Source organism: Arthrobacter sp. Alg241-R88 (assembly GCF_900537115.1).
In the GTDB taxonomy this organism is placed as follows: Bacteria; Actinomycetota; Actinomycetes; order Actinomycetales; family Micrococcaceae; genus Arthrobacter.
On sequence record NZ_UNRG01000003.1, the window covers coordinates 324,184 to 339,286 of the forward strand.

The window sequence follows — 15,103 nt, forward strand, 5'->3', positions numbered from 1 at the left end:
CTCACCAACGGGAAGGCATCATGGAAGCCGTCAACACTGTAATCCAGCCAGAGAAAAGTCGACGCCGGGTCCTCCTGAAGCTTTCCGGCGAGGTCTTCGGCGGCGGAAAGCTTGGCGTTGACCCGGAAACTGTCCGCGATGTCGCCAAGCAGATCGCGGCAGCCGTCCCCCAGGTGGAAGTGGCGATCGTGGTTGGCGGCGGCAACTTCTTCCGCGGCGCAGAACTTTCCCAGAGCGGCATGGACCGCTCAAGGGCCGACTACATGGGCATGCTCGGAACGGTGATGAACTGCCTGGCCCTGCAGGACTTCCTGGAGCAGGCCGGCGTCGAAACCCGCGTCCAGAGCGCCATCACCATGGGACAGGTAGCCGAAGCCTACATTCCCCGCCGCGCCATCCGGCACATGGAAAAGGGCCGCGTGGTCATCTTCGGCGCCGGGGCCGGCCTGCCGTACTTCTCCACCGACACCGTGGCCGCCCAGCGTGCACTCGAAGTCCACGCCGACGTCGTCCTGATGGCCAAGAGCGGTGTGGACGCCGTCTACACGGCAGATCCGAAGAAGGACCCCTCCGCCGAGCGGCTCGAAACCCTCAGCTACGACGATGCCCTCCGCCGCGACATCCGCGTGATGGACCAGACGGCGATGACCATGTGCAAGGACAACAATCTCTCGATGGTGGTCTTTGGCATGGAGGGTGAAGGCAACGTTACCCGGGCCATCCTGGGCGAAAAGCTGGGCACCCTGGTTACCGCCTAGCTACGGCTAGGATGTTTTCAGGACAGTTCCGCCCCTGCCTTCGGGACCAGGAGCGGAAGCAGCAACAGAGAACCACGTGTGTGCATGGCCCCGGCGTCCCGGACTGCACCAGAATCGTCAGGAGAGACCGTGATCGAAGAAACCTTGCTCGAAGCCGAAGAAAAGATGGACAAGGCCGTTGAGGTAGCCAAGGAAGACTTCGCTGCCGTCCGTACCGGCCGCGCAAACCCCGGACTCTACAACAAGGTCCTGGTGGAATACTACGGTTCCCCCACCCCGCTGCAGCAGCTCGCCTCTTTCGCCATCCCGGACGCCCGGACCATCCTCATCACCCCGTTCGACAAGACCGCCCTGCGCGACATTGAACGGGCGCTCAGCGACTCCGAAGTCGGCGCCAACCCGTCCAACGACGGCAATGTCATCCGAATCACCATTCCGGAACTGACCAAGGAACGCCGCAAGGAATACGTCAAGATCGTCAAGACCAAGGGCGAGGACGCCAAGGTCTCCATCCGCAACATCCGCCGCAAGGCCAAGGAAACCCTCGACAAGCTGGTCAAGGACGGCGAGGCCGGCGAGGATGAGGGCACCCGCGCCGAAAAGGAACTGGACGGCCTCACCAAGGCGCACGTGGACGGCATCGACGAGCTGCTCAAGCGCAAGGAAGCAGAGCTGCTCGAAGTCTGATGGGCCAGGCAGAGCAGGCCCCGGCACAACGGGCGCGCACACGGGGGAAGCAGCCCAGGACCAACCCCACGCCGAAGGCCGGGAGGAACCTTCCGGCCGCGGTGGTGGTGGGCCTGGCCATGCTCTTCGCAGTGCTCGGCGGACTGCTGTTCCTCCCGCTCGGATTTGTTGCGGTCACCACATCGTTCGCTGTTTTTGGGGTGTGGGAAATCTACCGCGCCCTGGAGGCGAACGGCACCAGGATGCCCATTGTGCCGGTCATGACCGGAACAGTGGCCATGCCTTTTGCCGCCTACCTCGGCGGGATCGAAAGCCTGCTCTTTGCCATGCTCCTCAGTTCGGTGGCAGTGCTGTTGTGGCGGTCCATCGAAAGCGCTGCGGGCTCGGCCAACAGCATCTTCGCAGGCGTCTTCACCTTGGGCTGGGTGCCGTTCTTCATCAGCTTCGCCGCGCTCCCGCTGCACGCTTCGGGCGTCGCTACTCCGCTGGGCCTCTGGCCGGGAGGAACAATTCCGGACGGAGCATGGCAGGTGGCGGTGATGCTGCTGCTGGTGGTGTCCAATGACACCTTCGGTTACCTGGTGGGCGCCTCCCTGGGCAAGCATCCGATGGCGCCCAAGATCAGCCCCAAGAAATCCTGGGAAGGATTTGCCGGTTCCATCGGCGGCGCGATACTGATCGGCATCCTTGCCAGTCTCTTTGTGCTGGACAAGCCCTGGTGGGTGGGCGTGGTCCTGGCGGTGGGACTGGTGGCGGCTTCCACGGCAGGTGACCTGGCCGAGTCGATGGTGAAACGCGAACTCGGCGTCAAGGACATGAGCAGCATCCTGCCGGGACATGGCGGCGTGATGGACCGGCTGGACTCCATCGTTTTTGCAGCCCCGGCGGCCTTTGTCTTGTACGGGCTCGTTTCCGGGGCCTGACACACAACCCCCGCCGGGCCCGGGCGCCAATAGACTGGTGCAGAGTAACGGCTTGACGAGCATCGAAGGAATCAAAAGTGGCATTGGACATTCATCGGCAGATCCCTGCGTCCTTTGAGCGCGTGCAGCGCAGCGATTACGGCTATAACGCCAAGCAGGTGGATCAGTTCCTGCAGCGTGCGCGGGTGTCACTTGAAGCCCCGGAGGCTGCGGCCCAACCTGTCACCAGTGCCGTTGTCAGGGCAGTTTCCTTCGACCCCGTCAAGGGCGGTTACTCCGCCGCCGTCGTGGACGCAGCACTGGACCGCCTCGAAGACGCCTTCGCCCGCCGCGAGCGGGACGAGCTGATCGCTGCCCGTGGCGAGGAAGCCTGGCTGCGGGAGATTGGAAGCCTGTCCGGCATCCTCCGCGGCCGGCTGCACCGACCCGACGGCGACCGCTTCCGCCGGCCGGCGAAGAAGAAGGCCCGTAGCTACAACACGGCCGACGTCGACCGGCTGTGCCACGAACTCATCGCCTACCTCGAACAGGACAAACCGCTCAGCGTCGACAACGTCCGCCGCGCAGTTTTCCGCCCCGCCGTTGGCCGGGACGGGTACGAGGAAACCCAGGTGGACGCCTTCCTGGACCGTGTGGTTGAACTGATGGCGGCCATCGACTGACCTGGTTCCAGGCTCCCGCAGGGCTGGGGGAGAACGATCTTTGGGGTCACCTTTCGGTGGCTAGTGGCCGTTCCGGAGTGTGGAGGCGGGTCATCACCCGGGGCATGGTCTTCGGGACCCGCTGAACGGTGGCGCGGGAAACCATGACCATCACTGCGAAGGCCGCCGGCACTGTCCATGCCGCAGGCTGGGCCAGCCAGGGAGCGAGGTTGTTCGCGCCCCCTACGGAGCCCGCAATCATCGCTCCACCGCAGAGAACGCCGCCCGTCACCATCCCGGCGATGGCGCCGGCGTCTGTCAGTCCCCGCCACCAGATGCCAAGCAGCAGCACCGGGCAGACAGTGGACGCGGTGAACGCGAACACCAAACCCACACTTCCGGCGAGGGCCAGCGAATCCGTCATGAGGGCGAACCCCAGGGGCACCACGATGGAGATCACCGCCGCCAGCCGGAAGCCCCCCACCCCGGCGCCCAGGACGTCCTGGCTGATGACGCCTGCAAGCGAGACCACCAAGCCGGACGTGGTGGAGAGGAAGGCGGCAAAGGCGCCCGCCACCACACAGGCTGACAGCAGATCGCCGGCGGCACCGCCCACCAGTTCGCCGGGGAGCAGCAGCACCATGGCATCGGCCTGGTTGGCGCGGGCGAGGCCCGGCGCAAACATCCTGCCCACCAGTCCGTACGCGGTGGGAAATAGGTAGAACACCGACAGCAGGCCCAGGACAATCAGCGTGGTCCGCCGGGCAGACTGCCCGTCCGGGTTGGTGTAGAAGCGGACCAGCACGTGGGGCAGCCCGAGGGTGCCGAAGAGCAGGGCGACCAGCAGCGACACGTTCTGGTACAGCCCGGCGGGGGCAAGATTCGTGGGGTTCACGGCAGGCGGAGACAGGGCCGGCGTCCCGTTTCCAGCGAGCATAAAGATGATGAAGAGGATAGGAACCGCCAGGGCCGTGAGCTTGAGCCAGTACTGGAAAGCCTGGACGAAAGTGATGGAACGCATGCCGCCGGCAACCACCGTCAGGCACACAACAATCACCACAGCCACCGATCCCACCCAGGACGGCAACCCGGTGGTGATCCGGATGGTCAAAGCGGCGCCGTGGAGCTGCGGCACAATGTACAGCCAGCCCACCAGCACCACCACCAGGCTGGTGACCTTACGGACAGCCCGGGAATCGAGCCTGGCCTCAGTAAAGTCGGGGATTGTGTACGCGCCTGAGCGCCGCAGCGGGGCTGCAACAAAGAGCAACAGCATCAGGTAGCCGGCGGTGTAGCCCACCGGAAACCACAGGGCGTCCGTCCCGGACAGCAGGATCAGGCCGGCAACCCCGAGGAAGCTTGCGGCCGAGAGGTACTCACCGCCAATGGCCGAGGCATTCCACCAGGGCCGGACAGTCCGGGAAGCGACATAAAAATCGCCCGTGGTGCGCGAGATCCGCAGGCCGTAGAAGCCGATGACCGCAGTGGCCACGGACACCACTGCGAGCGCGGCTATGGCCACGCCTGGATTCATGGTTCCGTCACTGGTCCTTGGCCAGGTCCCGGTAGCGCGCCTCATTGCGGGTGGCAGTCCGGACGTACAGCCAGGCACTCAGCCCGATCAGCGGGTAGATGCCTGCCCCCAGGAGAATCCAGTCGAAGGGGATACCGGCTATACGCGTCTCCGTCAGGCCGGGAACGACGGCCAGCAGCAGCGGAAATGCGCCAAGGATCAGCAGGAAACCGCCAGCGACTACCAGGGCCAGCCGCAGCTGGGAACGGATCAGGGACCGGACGAAGACCTGCCCCACCTCGGAGTCCTGCGCCGCTTCGCGGCTGTCCCTGGGAGGAAGCGCCGCGGAGCGCGGTGCCGTGACGCGAACCCTCGTCATGCGTGCGGCCTGATTCGGGTGGCGCCCAGCTTCTCCCGCACCGTTGGCAGGTGGCGCCGGCTGATGGGAAGGCCGGCACCTGCAACGGTGACACTGGGCCCGTCCGCAGCCAGCTTCATGGACGTCACGTGCTTCAGGGCAACGAGGTAGGAGCGGTGCGTCCGGATGAACCCGGCGTCCGCCCACTGCTGCTCGAGGTCGGCCAGGGGCACCCTGATCAGGTAGCTGGCATCGGCGGTGTGCAGCCTTGCGTAGTCGCCCTGGGCCTGTACGTAGGTGACGTCGTCACGCCTGATCATCCTGGTGGTACCGCCCTGGTCGACGGTGATCATCTCAGGCGCCGTGCCGCCGTCGCGCAGTTCGCTGATCCGTCCTACCGAGCGTGCAAGCCGTTCGGCCCGGACCGGCTTGAGCAGGTAGTCCACGGCGGCGAGTTCGAAGGCCTTCAGCGCGTGGTCCTCGTCCGCGGTCACAAAGACCACTGCAGGGGGATTCCTGCTGGCGGAAATGGCGCGCGCGATATCCAGCCCGGACACCGCCGGCATATGGATGTCCAGGAATACGGCGTCGACCGGACCGGCTGCCAAAGCCCGGAGGGCCTCGCTGCCCGAGGTGGCGCGGAGGACGGTGCCGATGCGGTCGTCCCGCCCCAAGAGGAAAGCCAGTTCCTCAACGGCGGGCAGCTCATCATCAACGACGAGGACGTTAATCATGTTCCTAGGTTAGCTTCCGCCGCCCGCAGCCGGATCAGCGGGAGCTCCAGGGCGCCATATCAGTTCCGCACATCAGGCATCGTTTCCCGGCTGCGACTTGGGGACGCGCATGGTGATCAGCGTTCCCTCCCCGGGGGCGGTGTCGATGACCAGGCCGTGGTCATTGCCGTAGACCTGGCGGAGGCGGGCGTCCACGTTCCGCAGGCCCACATGCTCGCCGTCGGTGTGGCCGGCCAGTACGGACTGCAGCTGGGCCGGGTCCATGCCCACGCCGTCGTCTTCGATGGTCACTTCGGCGAACGCGCCGGCGTCATTCGCGCTGATGCTGATGTGCCCCGGCCCTTCCTTGGCTTCCAGCCCGTGCCGGACGGCATTTTCCACCAGCGGCTGCAGGCTGAGGAAGGGGATGACGGTGCTGAGCACCTCCGGCGCCACCCGCAGGCTGACCTGGACGCGCTCGCCGAACCGGGCGCGCTCCAGGAGGAGGTAGCGGTCTATGCAGCGAAGCTCCTCGGCGAGCGTGGTGAAGTCGCCGTGTCGGCGGAAGGAGTAGCGGGTGAAATCGGCGAACTCCACCACCAGTTCCCGGGCGCGGGCGGGGTCGGTGTTGATGAAGGACGCAATCGCGTTGAGCGAGTTGTAGATGAAGTGCGGGCTGATCTGGGCGCGCAGGGCCCGTACCTCCGCCTCCATCAGCAGCGTCCGGGACGCGTCCAGCTCCGCGAGCTCCACCTGCACGGCCACCCAGTCGGCCACCTCGCCGGTGGCCCGGACCAGTCCAGCACCTGCCGACGGCGCGAAGGCAGCGACGGCGCCCACGACGCGCGTGCCGGCCCGTACCGGGGCGATCACCGCGGCCAGAGGGCCGCCGGTACCGTCCCGTGGAGCGCCGCCTGGCCCTGTGGGGCGCCCTGCCGGAAGCACCGCTGTCCGCCCGCCAGCCAGCACCCCTTCCGCCAGGCGCATTAACTCGGGCTTCAGCTCCTCTGCCGCGCCATCCCATGCGAGCACCCCGGTCGTGTCGGTGATGGCGAAGGCCTCGCAGGCCAACAGCGTGCGGAGCTGGCGGCTGGCCTTCGCCGCACCTGCGGGATTGAGGCCGCGCCGGAGATGCTGCCCGGCCTGGGACGCGGCGTGCAGGGTGTGGTACGTGGCGCGTTCGGCGTCCGTGCCGAGGTCCCTGAAGGACCGCAGCACCTTGAGCCCCAGGCCGACGACGACGGCGACAGCCATGGCGATCAGGGCAACAGCCGCGGCGGTCAGGAGGGGGGAGTCCGGCATGGTGCCCAGCGTAGCTGCGGGTGCCGTTTGTCGCAGCATCCCGACCGTTGAGCGACCGCCCGCCCGTAGGGTCTGGAATCTGGTGCCCGGCAGAAAGCAGAGTGATTGCAGTCACATTTGCGGTACCCCTTTTTACCGGGCACGCCGTTGGGTGTGTTCAGGCAAGTCTCAACGAGGAGGAACGATGGGTAACGATGCCCATACTCCGGACGCAGCGGCGTCCGTGGACTTTGAACAGGTCCAGTCGACCCAGCAGTTCCAGGAACTGCGCAAGCGTCACCGCAGCTTTGTCTTCCCCATGGCAGTCGCATTCCTGCTGTGGTACTTCGCCTACGTCCTGCTGGCGGACTACGCCGTGGGCTTTATGTCCACCAAGGTCTGGGGCAACATCAACGTTGGCCTGATCCTGGGCCTGCTCCAGTTCGTCTCGACGTTTGCGATCACCAGCTGGTATGTCAGCTACTCCAACCGGCGGCTGGATCCCATCGCCGCTGAGATCCGCGACGAGATCGAAGGGCACGAATTTGATAAGGACGGCAACCGAGTGGGCGGGGTAAACAAATGATCGGGATCGCCACAGCGGTGGACGTCGCCGCCCTCAAGGACAGCACCCTGCTGAACATGGGCATTTTCGGCCTGTTCGTTGCCGTGACCATGGTGATTGTTTTCCGCGCCAGCCGGAACAACAAAACGGCAGCCGACTACTACGCGGCCGGCCGCTCCTTCACCGGCTCGCAGAACGGAACCGCGATCGCGGGGGACTACCTCTCGGCAGCCTCCTTCCTGGGTATCACCGGCGCCATCGCCGTTAACGGCTACGACGGTTTTATGTACTCGATCGGCTTCCTGGTGGCCTGGCTTGTCGCGCTGCTGCTCGTCGCCGAACTTCTCCGTAATACGGGCAAGTTCACCATGGCGGATGTACTGTCCTTCCGCCTCCAGCAGCGGCCCGTCCGCATCGCGGCCGCCATCTCCACCCTCGCCGTCTGCTTCTTCTACCTCCTGGCGCAGATGGCCGGCGCCGGAAGCCTGGTCTCGCTGCTGCTGGGCATCAGCGACTGGGGCGGCCAGGCGTTGGTGATCATCGTTGTCGGCGGCCTGATGATTATGTACGTCCTGATCGGCGGCATGAAGGGCACCACCTGGGTGCAGATCATCAAGGCAGTCCTGCTCATTGCCGGAGCGGCCGTCATGACTCTCTGGGTCCTGGCGATCTACGGCTTCAACCTCTCCAGCCTGCTCGGCGCAGCAGTGGAAACTGCCAACAACCCGGCCGTCCTCAACCCGGGCCTGCAGTACGGCAAGACGGAAACCTCCAAGCTGGACTTTATGTCCCTGGGCCTCGCGCTGGTCCTGGGCACCGCCGCCCTGCCGCACGTCCTGATGCGCTTCTACACCGTGCCCACGGCCAAGGAAGCCCGCAAGTCCGTGGTGTGGGCGATCTGGCTGATCGGGCTCTTCTACCTCTTCACGCTGGTGCTCGGCTACGGTGCAGCCGCACTCGTCGGCTCCGAAACCATCCGGACGGCACCCGGCGGCGTGAATGCCGCAGCCCCGCTGCTGGCCTTCTACCTGGGCGGACCGCTGCTGCTGGGCTTCATCTCGGCCGTGGCCTTCGCCACGATCCTCGCCGTCGTGGCGGGTTTGACCATCACCGCCGCCGCATCCTTCGCCCACGACATCTACGCAAGCGTCATCTCCAAGGGCAAGGCCGACGCCGACACTGAAGTCAAGGTGGCCCGGCGCACCGTGGTGGTCATTGGCATCCTGGCCATCCTGGGCGGCATCCTCGCCAACGGGCAGAACGTGGCGTTCCTCGTGGCGCTCGCATTCGCCGTCGCCGCCTCTGCAAACCTGCCCACCATCGTCTACTCCCTGTTCTGGCGGAAGTTCACCACCCAGGGTGCGGTCTGGAGCATGTACGGCGGGCTCGGCGCCGCGATTGTCCTGATCATCTTCTCGCCGGTTGTCTCCGGCGGCGCAACCTCGATGATCAAGGACGCCAACTTCGCGCTGTTCCCGCTGAGCAACCCCGGCATCGTGTCCATCCCGCTGGCGTTCTTCCTGGGCTGGCTGGGAACCGTCACGGACAAGAAGCGCGAAGACACCGCCAAACAGGCCGAAATGGAAGTCCGGTCCCTCACGGGAGTCGGGGCAGAGAAGGCAGTGAACCACTAGACCCCCGCGGACCAGTCACCTGCCACCACACAAAAGAGCCCCGGCGTTGCGGCGCCGGGGCTCTTCTGTGTCTGCGTGGCTGGTCTTATGGAACGGCCGTGCGGAACCGCCGTGCAGAACCGGGCCGAGGAAGCTAGGCCTTGGGCCGCAGCTTGATGTTGGTCATCTTGAGGTCGTCAGTGCCTTCAAAGCGGTACGCCAGATCCACTTCCTTGCCTTCGCAGGTGATAACGCCCGCCACGTCCGCGGTCTTGACTCCGTTTTCTGTGCTCACCTGGAGGTCGTTGTAGGAAGGCTTGCACTGGTCGTTCATCTCGAGGGTTCCCACTCCAGTAATAAACGCTTCCTTGGACAGCTGTTCCTTCAGGGCGGGGTCGAGGTACTCATCGTAGGCCTGCGAGCTCTGGCCGCTGATGACCAGCTTGGTAAAACTGTCAGCAAGGCCCTTGGCCTGGTTGGTGGCGCTGCCCACCACGGTGACCAGGATGATGATGCCCAGCACCACCAGGAGCAGGACGCCGCCGACGCCCGCCAGGATGATCCAGAGTTTCCGCCGGCTTTTCACTGGCGGCTGCTGGCCGGGCAGCCCGAATGGGCCCGGTTCCGGGTAGGTGCCGGCAGGAGCCTGGTAAGCCGGCCCGCTCTGGCCGGGCAGCTGCTGCGGGGGTAGGGGTGGCTGCTGCGGCGCATCCAGGCGCTGCCCCTGCTGGTACGGTTCCTGGGGATTGCTCAAAAATGGAGCCTTTCCGGCGTCGTGCTGGACGCCGCCTGGTTGCGGGGCCCTCCGAACCCCGTGAATAACTTGCAACAGCCTATAGCCCGCACCGCCCCCGTCGTACCGCTCAGGTGCCCTGCGGGCCCCGGTCCAGCAGGGGCTGCACCCGGAAGGGGATGAGTTCACCCATCGCCAGGGCGGTGTCGGTCCGGTCCACGCCGTCGCAGGCGAGGATTTTCCCGTTTATGCGGAAGAGGTCTTCGGCATCCAGGGCCACCACCCTGAGCAGCAGGTCGGCGGAGCCTGTGAGCCCGTAGCCTTCGAGGATTTCCGGGACGTCCGCCAGGTCCGCCGCCAGCTGGGAAAGCTTTTGCTGCTGGACATGGACGGAAATGAATGCCATCAACGGATACCCGAGCGCAACCGGATTGATCCTGCGTTCGAAGGAAAGAAAGACGTGCTTTTTCTCCAGCTGGGCCATCCGCGCCTGCACTGTATTCCTGGAGAGGCCAAGCTTCTGGGCCAGCGCCACGACCGTTCGCCGGGGGTCCTGCGCCAAGGCGGACAGAAGGCGGGTGTCAGTGCCATCCAAAGCTTGCATAATGCGCAACGGTAGCACCGTCATGAGCCGCCCGACAGAGCATTGTGCTCAGTGATTGACGTGGTGGTTGTACCCAATGAGCATTGTGAGTAGGGTCACAGTATCCGGAGCAACGGCGCCCGGGAGGCCGGCGGCCAGCGGGATCACAAGTCCCGGAACCGCTGGTCAACGACGTGAGAAGGTGCGGCTATCGTGTCTACAGACGAAACGGGCCAGGACGGCACAGGTGCCCCGAATACAGGTGCCAAGAGTGCTGCTGCCAAGGCGGACATCCACGGACAGGGCAAAGGCCTCGTCCAGCTGATTACTCCGTCCGGGGAGCGGGTGAGCCACCCCGAATTCGACCCCTGGGTACAGGACATCACGGACGAGCAGCTGTGCGCGCTGTTGGAGGACATGACCGTCATCCGGCGCATTGACGTCGAAGCCACGGCCCTGCAGAGGCAGGGTGAGCTCGCATTGTGGCCGCCCCTGCTGGGGCAGGAAGCAGCCCAGGTGGGATCCGGCCGGTCCCTCCGTACGGACGACTTTGTGTTCTCCAGCTACCGCGAGAATGGTGTTGCGTACTGCAGGGGAGTAGACCTGACGGACATCGTCCGGGTGTGGCGCGGGAACGCCTCCTCCGGCTGGGACCCTTACTCCATCAATATGGCCACGCCACAGATCATTATCGGAGCACAGACCCTGCACGCCACCGGCTATGCCATGGGCATCCAAAATGACGGTGCCGATTCCGTGGCGGTGACGTACTTCGGCGACGGAGCCACCAGCGAGGGCGATGTCAACGAGGCAATGGTTTTTGCCGCGAGCTTCCAGGTGCCGGTGGTGTTCTTCTGCACCAACAACCATTGGGCCATCTCCGAACCGGTGCGGCTTCAGTCGCACATCCAGCTGGCCGACAGGGCGGCCGGGTTCGGCATCCCGAGCCTCCGGGTGGACGGCAACGACGTCCTGGCCGTGATGGCCGCAACGAGGGTGGCCCTGGACCGGGCCCGGCGCGGCGGCGGCCCCACGTTTATCGAGGCCGTCAGCTACCGGATGGGTCCGCACACCACGGCCGATGACCCCACCCGCTACCGGGACGCCAATGAACTGGAGGACTGGGCAGCGAAGGACCCGATCAGCCGGGTGGAGGCACTCCTGGACCGCAAGGGGCTGCTGACGGAAGCGTTGAAACAACAGGTCAAGGTCAAGGCCGACGCCGTAGCCCGGGACATGCGCACGGGCTGCACCACCATGCCGGAGCCGCAGCCGATGGACGTCTTCAAACACGTCTACAGCACCCCCAACTCCTGGCTGGACCGGCAGCAGGACCATTACGCCCGTTACCTGGCCTCCTTCGGTGATCCCGCAGAAGCCGTATCAGAAGAAGGTGCACGCTGATGACCCAGATGACCTTTGCCCGCGCCATCAACGCCGGCCTTCGCAAATCCCTGGAGAACGATCCCAAGGTAGTCCTCCTGGGCGAGGACATCGGTGCCCTGGGCGGCGTCTTCAGGATTACGGACGGCCTCCAAAAGGACTTCGGCAAGCACCGGGTGGTGGATACACCCCTGGCTGAGTCAGCGATCGTGGGGACAGCGGTGGGACTGGCCTACCGCGGCTACCGGCCCGTTGTGGAGATCCAGTTCGACGGTTTTATCTACCCGGCGTTCGACCAGATCGTCAGCCAGGTGGCCAAGCTCCACTACCGGACACGCGGCGCGGTGAAGATGCCCATCACCATCCGGGTCCCGTTCGGCGGCGGCATCGGTTCACCGGAGCACCATTCGGAATCCCCGGAAGCCTACTTCACCCACACCTCCGGCCTGCGCGTGGTGACAGTTTCGAACCCGCAGGACGCCCATACCGTTATCCAGCAGGCCATTTCCTGCGACGATCCTGTCCTGTACTTCGAGCCTAAGCGCCGCTATCACGACAAGGGCGAGGTGGACGAGTCCCTTGATCCGCTCTCCGCAATGCCCATGGATCAGGCGAGGGTTCTGGCCGAAGGTACCGACGTCACTTTGGTGGCCTACGGCCCCCTGGTGAAGACCGCCCGGGACGCCGCCCTGGCAGCCGAAGACGAAGGGATTTCGATCGAGGTCATCGACCTGCGCTCGCTGGCCCCAGTGGACTACGACACCGTCGTGGCCTCGGTCCGCAAGACCGGGCGCCTGGTGGTGACGCACGAGGCCGGCCAGTCTGGAGGGATCGGCGCGGAAGTGGCGGCCAGCATCACCGAGCGGTGCTTCTACTACCTTGAGGCGGCGCCTGTCCGGGTGACCGGCTTCGACATCCCGTATCCATACTCCAAGCTTGAAATGCACCACCTGCCGGGCCTGGACCGCATCCTTGACGGCGTGGACCGTGCCCTGGGCCGGCCGAACTCCCTCAGCGGGCTGGAAGGATGAGCGCCACCATGATCAAGGAATTCCGGCTCCCGGACCTGGGCGAAGGACTTACTGAATCGGAAATCCTCAGCTGGAAGGTTGGGGTGGGGGATACCGTCAGCCTCAACCAGGTGATCGCCGAGGTCGAAACCGCCAAGGCCGTGGTGGAGCTCCCGTCCCCTTTCGCAGGGGTCATCCGGGAACTCCACGAACAGCCCGGCACCATCGTGGAGGTGGGCAAGCCCATCGTTTCGTTCGAAGTATCGGACGACGCCGCAACCCCCTCGCCAGCACACGGCACCCCTGCTTCGTCCCCGGCCTCGCCGGCGTCGGGACCTGCGGTGCAGGCGGCGCAGGAGGCCAAGCGGCAACCTAATCTGGTGGGGTACGGCGCCGTCGTCGAAAGTTCCGCCCGGCCGGCACGCCGCCTCCGCAACCTCAGCCCGATGCTTGACTCCGATTCACCCCGTTTTCCGGTGGCTGGGCCTGTTGACACGAGGCCCGTCGAAACGAAGCCCGTCGAAACGAAGCCTGTCGACACGAAGCCTGCCGCAGCCAAGCCGGTCGAGGACCGGACCCCGGGGATGGAGCCTGCCGAAACCCGCCCGCGGTCCACTCCGCCCGTGCGGAAACTCGCCAAGGACCTGGGTGTGGACCTGACCCTGGTGGCAGGGACCGGGCCGCAGGGCCTGATCACCCGTGAGGACGTCCAGCACTTTCTCGATGGTCATGGCGGCGGGGCAGCACCTGAAGCAGCGCCGGCCAGGGTTCAGGCCCGCCAGGGGGAGCGGGAAACCCGCACGCCCATCAAGGGCGTGCGGAAGTTCACGGCGGCCGCCATGGTGGCGAGCGCCTTCACCGCACCGCACGTCACCGAGTTCCTCACCGTGGATGTCACTCCTGCCATGGAGCTGCTGGCCAAGCTGAAGGGCAACCGCGAATTCAGCGGGCACAAGCTGACCCCGCTCACCTTGGCGGCAAAAGCTGTGTTCATCGCACTGCGGCGGAACCCGGCCCTCAACGCGCGCTGGGACGAGGTGAACCAGGAGATCGTGACGTTCAACTACGTGAACCTGGGCATCGCCGCTGCAACACCACGGGGACTGACCGTTCCCAACATCAAGGACGCAGACTCGCTGTCCCTGCTGCAGCTGGCCGAGGCGCTGACCGAACTCACCGAGACAGCCCGCTCCGGCAAGACCACGCCGGCCGACCTGACCGGTGGAACCATCTCGATCACCAACATCGGCGTCTTCGGGATCGATGCCGGCACCCCCATCCTCAACCCGGGGGAAGCCGCGATCCTTGCGCTGGGGGCGGTGCGGAACATGCCGTGGGAGTACAAGGGCGAGGTGGCCCTGCGCCAGGTGCTCACGCTGAGCCTGTCCTTTGACCACCGCCTGGTGGACGGGGAACAGGGGTCACGCTTCCTTGCGGACGTGGGCGCCATCCTCGCGGAACCCGGAATGGTCCTCACCATGGTCTAACCCAAGGAGTTTTGTCCAGATATGCAGGGTTCTGAACGGTTTATCCCTGCATATCTGGACAAAAACTCGAGCATCAGGGGGAGGACGGCGGGGTGTCCACCAGCAGCGCGGCCATGGCCATGCTCTCGAGCAGGGGACGGGCCGATTGTGTGGCCATCTTCCGGCCGTGGCTGCGCACTGAGTGCGGTGTTGAGTTGATGAGCCCGAACGTCGCATGGGCGCGCATCCGGAGCTCGGTGATCTCTGTGTCCGGATGCAGCTTTGCGAGGACATCGACCCAGGCCTCGACATAACTCAGCTGGAGGGTCCGCACAGTCGCCTGGTCCTCTTCGGACAAGTTGCTGAAATCCCGGTCCTGTACCCGGATAACGTCAGGCTTGCCCAGGGCGAAGTCCACCTGGAACTCCACCAGGCAACGCAGTGCGGATGCCGGATCGGGATTGCGGGCCACCACCTTGCGGCCGCCGTCGAGGAGTTCCTGGCTGACGGTCACCAGCAGGTCGGCGAGGACCGCCTGCTTCCCGGGAAAATGACGATAGACAGCCGGACCGCTTACCCCTGCCGCCGCTCCGAGGTCCTCAAGGGACACGCGGTTGAACCCGTTGACGGCGAACAGGGAAGCCGCGGCAGACAGCAGGGCCTGCCGCCGGTTCTCCTTCGCCTGGCCGCGCTGGGTTGACGAGCCGTGCTGGGTTGATGAGCCTCGTTGGCTTGATGAGCTGCGCTGGCCTGAAGATCCGCGCTGGGAGGCCGGGACCCGGGGCGCAGGGGGAGCGGGTTCCGCCGCGGTGGCGCGCTCCAGCGGGAAGCTGCGCCCGCCGGTCCGGGTGGCGTCAGTGCTGGCCACAATTCCTC

Annotated in this window: 16 protein-coding genes; 9 read left to right on the plus strand and 7 right to left on the minus strand. The window is 65.5% G+C overall.

Annotation, left to right across the window (positions count from 1 at the left end; genetic code table 11):
- Positions 1–20: 20 nt before the first annotated feature.
- The 4 genes from pyrH (at position 21) to G6R19_RS10025 (ending at position 3,030) form a co-directional block, all read left to right on the plus strand.
- Positions 21–758 (plus strand): UMP kinase, encoded by a 738-nt coding sequence (gene pyrH / locus G6R19_RS10010; RefSeq protein ID WP_163164408.1) that lies wholly within the window; start codon positions 21–23, stop codon positions 756–758.
- Between the two features lie 129 nt (positions 759–887).
- Positions 888–1,445 (plus strand): ribosome recycling factor, encoded by a 558-nt coding sequence (gene frr, locus G6R19_RS10015; RefSeq protein ID WP_163164410.1) that lies wholly within the window; start codon positions 888–890, stop codon positions 1,443–1,445.
- On the plus strand, positions 1,445–2,368 hold the full coding sequence (locus G6R19_RS10020; RefSeq protein ID WP_163164412.1) for a phosphatidate cytidylyltransferase: 924 nt from the start codon (positions 1,445–1,447) through the stop codon (positions 2,366–2,368). The genes frr and G6R19_RS10020 overlap by 1 nt, the downstream gene beginning before the upstream one ends.
- 77 nt (positions 2,369–2,445) lie before the next feature.
- Complete coding sequence (locus G6R19_RS10025; protein ID WP_163164414.1) at positions 2,446–3,030, plus strand: DivIVA domain-containing protein; 585 nt, start codon at positions 2,446–2,448, stop codon at positions 3,028–3,030.
- A gap of 46 nt (positions 3,031–3,076) precedes the next feature.
- On the opposite strand, the gene G6R19_RS10030 is transcribed toward G6R19_RS10025, so the two are convergent.
- From G6R19_RS10030 to G6R19_RS10045, 4 genes are all read right to left on the minus strand, one after another.
- On the minus strand, positions 3,077–4,543 hold the full coding sequence (locus G6R19_RS10030; RefSeq protein ID WP_163164416.1) for a cation acetate symporter: 1,467 nt from the start codon (positions 4,541–4,543) through the stop codon (positions 3,077–3,079).
- Between the two features lie 7 nt (positions 4,544–4,550).
- Positions 4,551–4,901, minus strand: a complete 351-nt coding sequence (locus tag G6R19_RS10035; RefSeq protein ID WP_163164418.1) for a DUF485 domain-containing protein — start codon at positions 4,899–4,901, stop codon at positions 4,551–4,553.
- Positions 4,898–5,614: a LytTR family DNA-binding domain-containing protein gene (locus G6R19_RS10040; protein WP_163164420.1), complete on the minus strand. Its 717-nt coding sequence runs from the start codon at positions 5,612–5,614 to the stop codon at positions 4,898–4,900. Before G6R19_RS10040 ends, G6R19_RS10035 begins: the two co-directional genes overlap by 4 nt.
- Positions 5,615–5,686: 72 nt before the next feature.
- Positions 5,687–6,895: a histidine kinase gene (locus G6R19_RS10045; RefSeq protein WP_163164422.1), complete on the minus strand. Its 1,209-nt coding sequence runs from the start codon at positions 6,893–6,895 to the stop codon at positions 5,687–5,689.
- 184 nt (positions 6,896–7,079) lie between these two features.
- Here G6R19_RS10045 and G6R19_RS10050 point away from each other — a divergent pair, with 184 nt between their 5' ends.
- On the plus strand, positions 7,080–7,460 hold the full coding sequence (locus G6R19_RS10050) for a DUF485 domain-containing protein (RefSeq protein WP_163164424.1): 381 nt from the start codon (positions 7,080–7,082) through the stop codon (positions 7,458–7,460).
- A complete protein-coding gene (locus G6R19_RS10055; protein WP_163164426.1) occupies positions 7,457–9,073 on the plus strand; it encodes a sodium/solute symporter in 1,617 nt (538 codons plus the stop codon). The genes G6R19_RS10050 and G6R19_RS10055 overlap by 4 nt, the downstream gene beginning before the upstream one ends.
- A gap of 133 nt (positions 9,074–9,206) precedes the next feature.
- Here G6R19_RS10055 and G6R19_RS10060 read toward each other — a convergent pair whose 3' ends face one another.
- Both G6R19_RS10060 and G6R19_RS10065 read right to left on the minus strand, forming a co-directional pair.
- Positions 9,207–9,806 carry a hypothetical protein gene (locus tag G6R19_RS10060; RefSeq protein WP_240341823.1) on the minus strand — a complete coding sequence of 200 codons (600 nt, stop codon included), beginning with the start codon at positions 9,804–9,806 and terminating at the stop codon, positions 9,207–9,209.
- Positions 9,807–9,915: 109 nt separating this feature from the next.
- A complete protein-coding gene (locus G6R19_RS10065; RefSeq protein WP_163164428.1) occupies positions 9,916–10,389 on the minus strand; it encodes an Lrp/AsnC family transcriptional regulator in 474 nt (157 codons plus the stop codon).
- A 270-nt stretch (positions 10,390–10,659) separates the two neighbouring features.
- On the opposite strand from G6R19_RS10065, the gene pdhA reads away from it, so the two are divergent.
- From pdhA to G6R19_RS10080, 3 genes are read left to right on the plus strand one after another with little or no spacing between them, the layout of a single operon-like run.
- A complete protein-coding gene (pdhA, locus tag G6R19_RS10070; protein ID WP_240341833.1) occupies positions 10,660–11,772 on the plus strand; it encodes a pyruvate dehydrogenase (acetyl-transferring) E1 component subunit alpha in 1,113 nt (370 codons plus the stop codon).
- Entirely contained in the window at positions 11,772–12,782 is a 1,011-nt protein-coding gene (locus tag G6R19_RS10075; protein ID WP_163164432.1) for an alpha-ketoacid dehydrogenase subunit beta, read from the plus strand. The genes pdhA and G6R19_RS10075 overlap by 1 nt, the downstream gene beginning before the upstream one ends.
- Positions 12,779–14,248 carry a dihydrolipoamide acetyltransferase family protein gene (locus tag G6R19_RS10080; RefSeq protein ID WP_240341824.1) on the plus strand — a complete coding sequence of 490 codons (1,470 nt, stop codon included), beginning with the start codon at positions 12,779–12,781 and terminating at the stop codon, positions 14,246–14,248. The genes G6R19_RS10075 and G6R19_RS10080 overlap by 4 nt, the downstream gene beginning before the upstream one ends.
- A 73-nt stretch (positions 14,249–14,321) precedes the next feature.
- Here the strand turns inward: G6R19_RS10080 and G6R19_RS10085 are convergent, their stop codons facing one another.
- On the minus strand, positions 14,322–15,095 hold the full coding sequence (locus G6R19_RS10085) for a TetR/AcrR family transcriptional regulator (RefSeq protein ID WP_275898060.1): 774 nt from the start codon (positions 15,093–15,095) through the stop codon (positions 14,322–14,324).
- Positions 15,096–15,103: the final 8 nt, after the last annotated feature.

Excerpts from the sequence above, each read along its gene's own strand:
- G6R19_RS10075 (WP_163164432.1), top strand. The coding sequence starts at position 11,772 with ATGACCCAGATGACCTTTGCCCGCGCCATCAACGCCGGCCTTCGCAAA.
- G6R19_RS10035 (WP_163164418.1), bottom strand. The coding sequence starts at position 4,901 with ATGACGAGGGTTCGCGTCACGGCACCGCGCTCCGCGGCGCTTCCTCCC.
- G6R19_RS10080 (WP_240341824.1), top strand. The coding sequence starts at position 12,779 with ATGAGCGCCACCATGATCAAGGAATTCCGGCTCCCGGACCTGGGCGAA.
- G6R19_RS10050 (WP_163164424.1), top strand. The coding sequence starts at position 7,080 with ATGGGTAACGATGCCCATACTCCGGACGCAGCGGCGTCCGTGGACTTT.
- G6R19_RS10045 (WP_163164422.1), bottom strand. The coding sequence starts at position 6,895 with ATGCCGGACTCCCCCCTCCTGACCGCCGCGGCTGTTGCCCTGATCGCC.
- G6R19_RS10020 (WP_163164412.1), top strand. The coding sequence starts at position 1,445 with ATGGGCCAGGCAGAGCAGGCCCCGGCACAACGGGCGCGCACACGGGGG.
- pyrH (WP_163164408.1), top strand. The coding sequence starts at position 21 with ATGGAAGCCGTCAACACTGTAATCCAGCCAGAGAAAAGTCGACGCCGG.
- G6R19_RS10065 (WP_163164428.1), bottom strand. The coding sequence starts at position 10,389 with ATGCAAGCTTTGGATGGCACTGACACCCGCCTTCTGTCCGCCTTGGCG.
- G6R19_RS10040 (WP_163164420.1), bottom strand. The coding sequence starts at position 5,614 with ATGATTAACGTCCTCGTCGTTGATGATGAGCTGCCCGCCGTTGAGGAA.
- G6R19_RS10030 (WP_163164416.1), bottom strand. The coding sequence starts at position 4,543 with ATGAATCCAGGCGTGGCCATAGCCGCGCTCGCAGTGGTGTCCGTGGCC.
- G6R19_RS10055 (WP_163164426.1), top strand. The coding sequence starts at position 7,457 with ATGATCGGGATCGCCACAGCGGTGGACGTCGCCGCCCTCAAGGACAGC.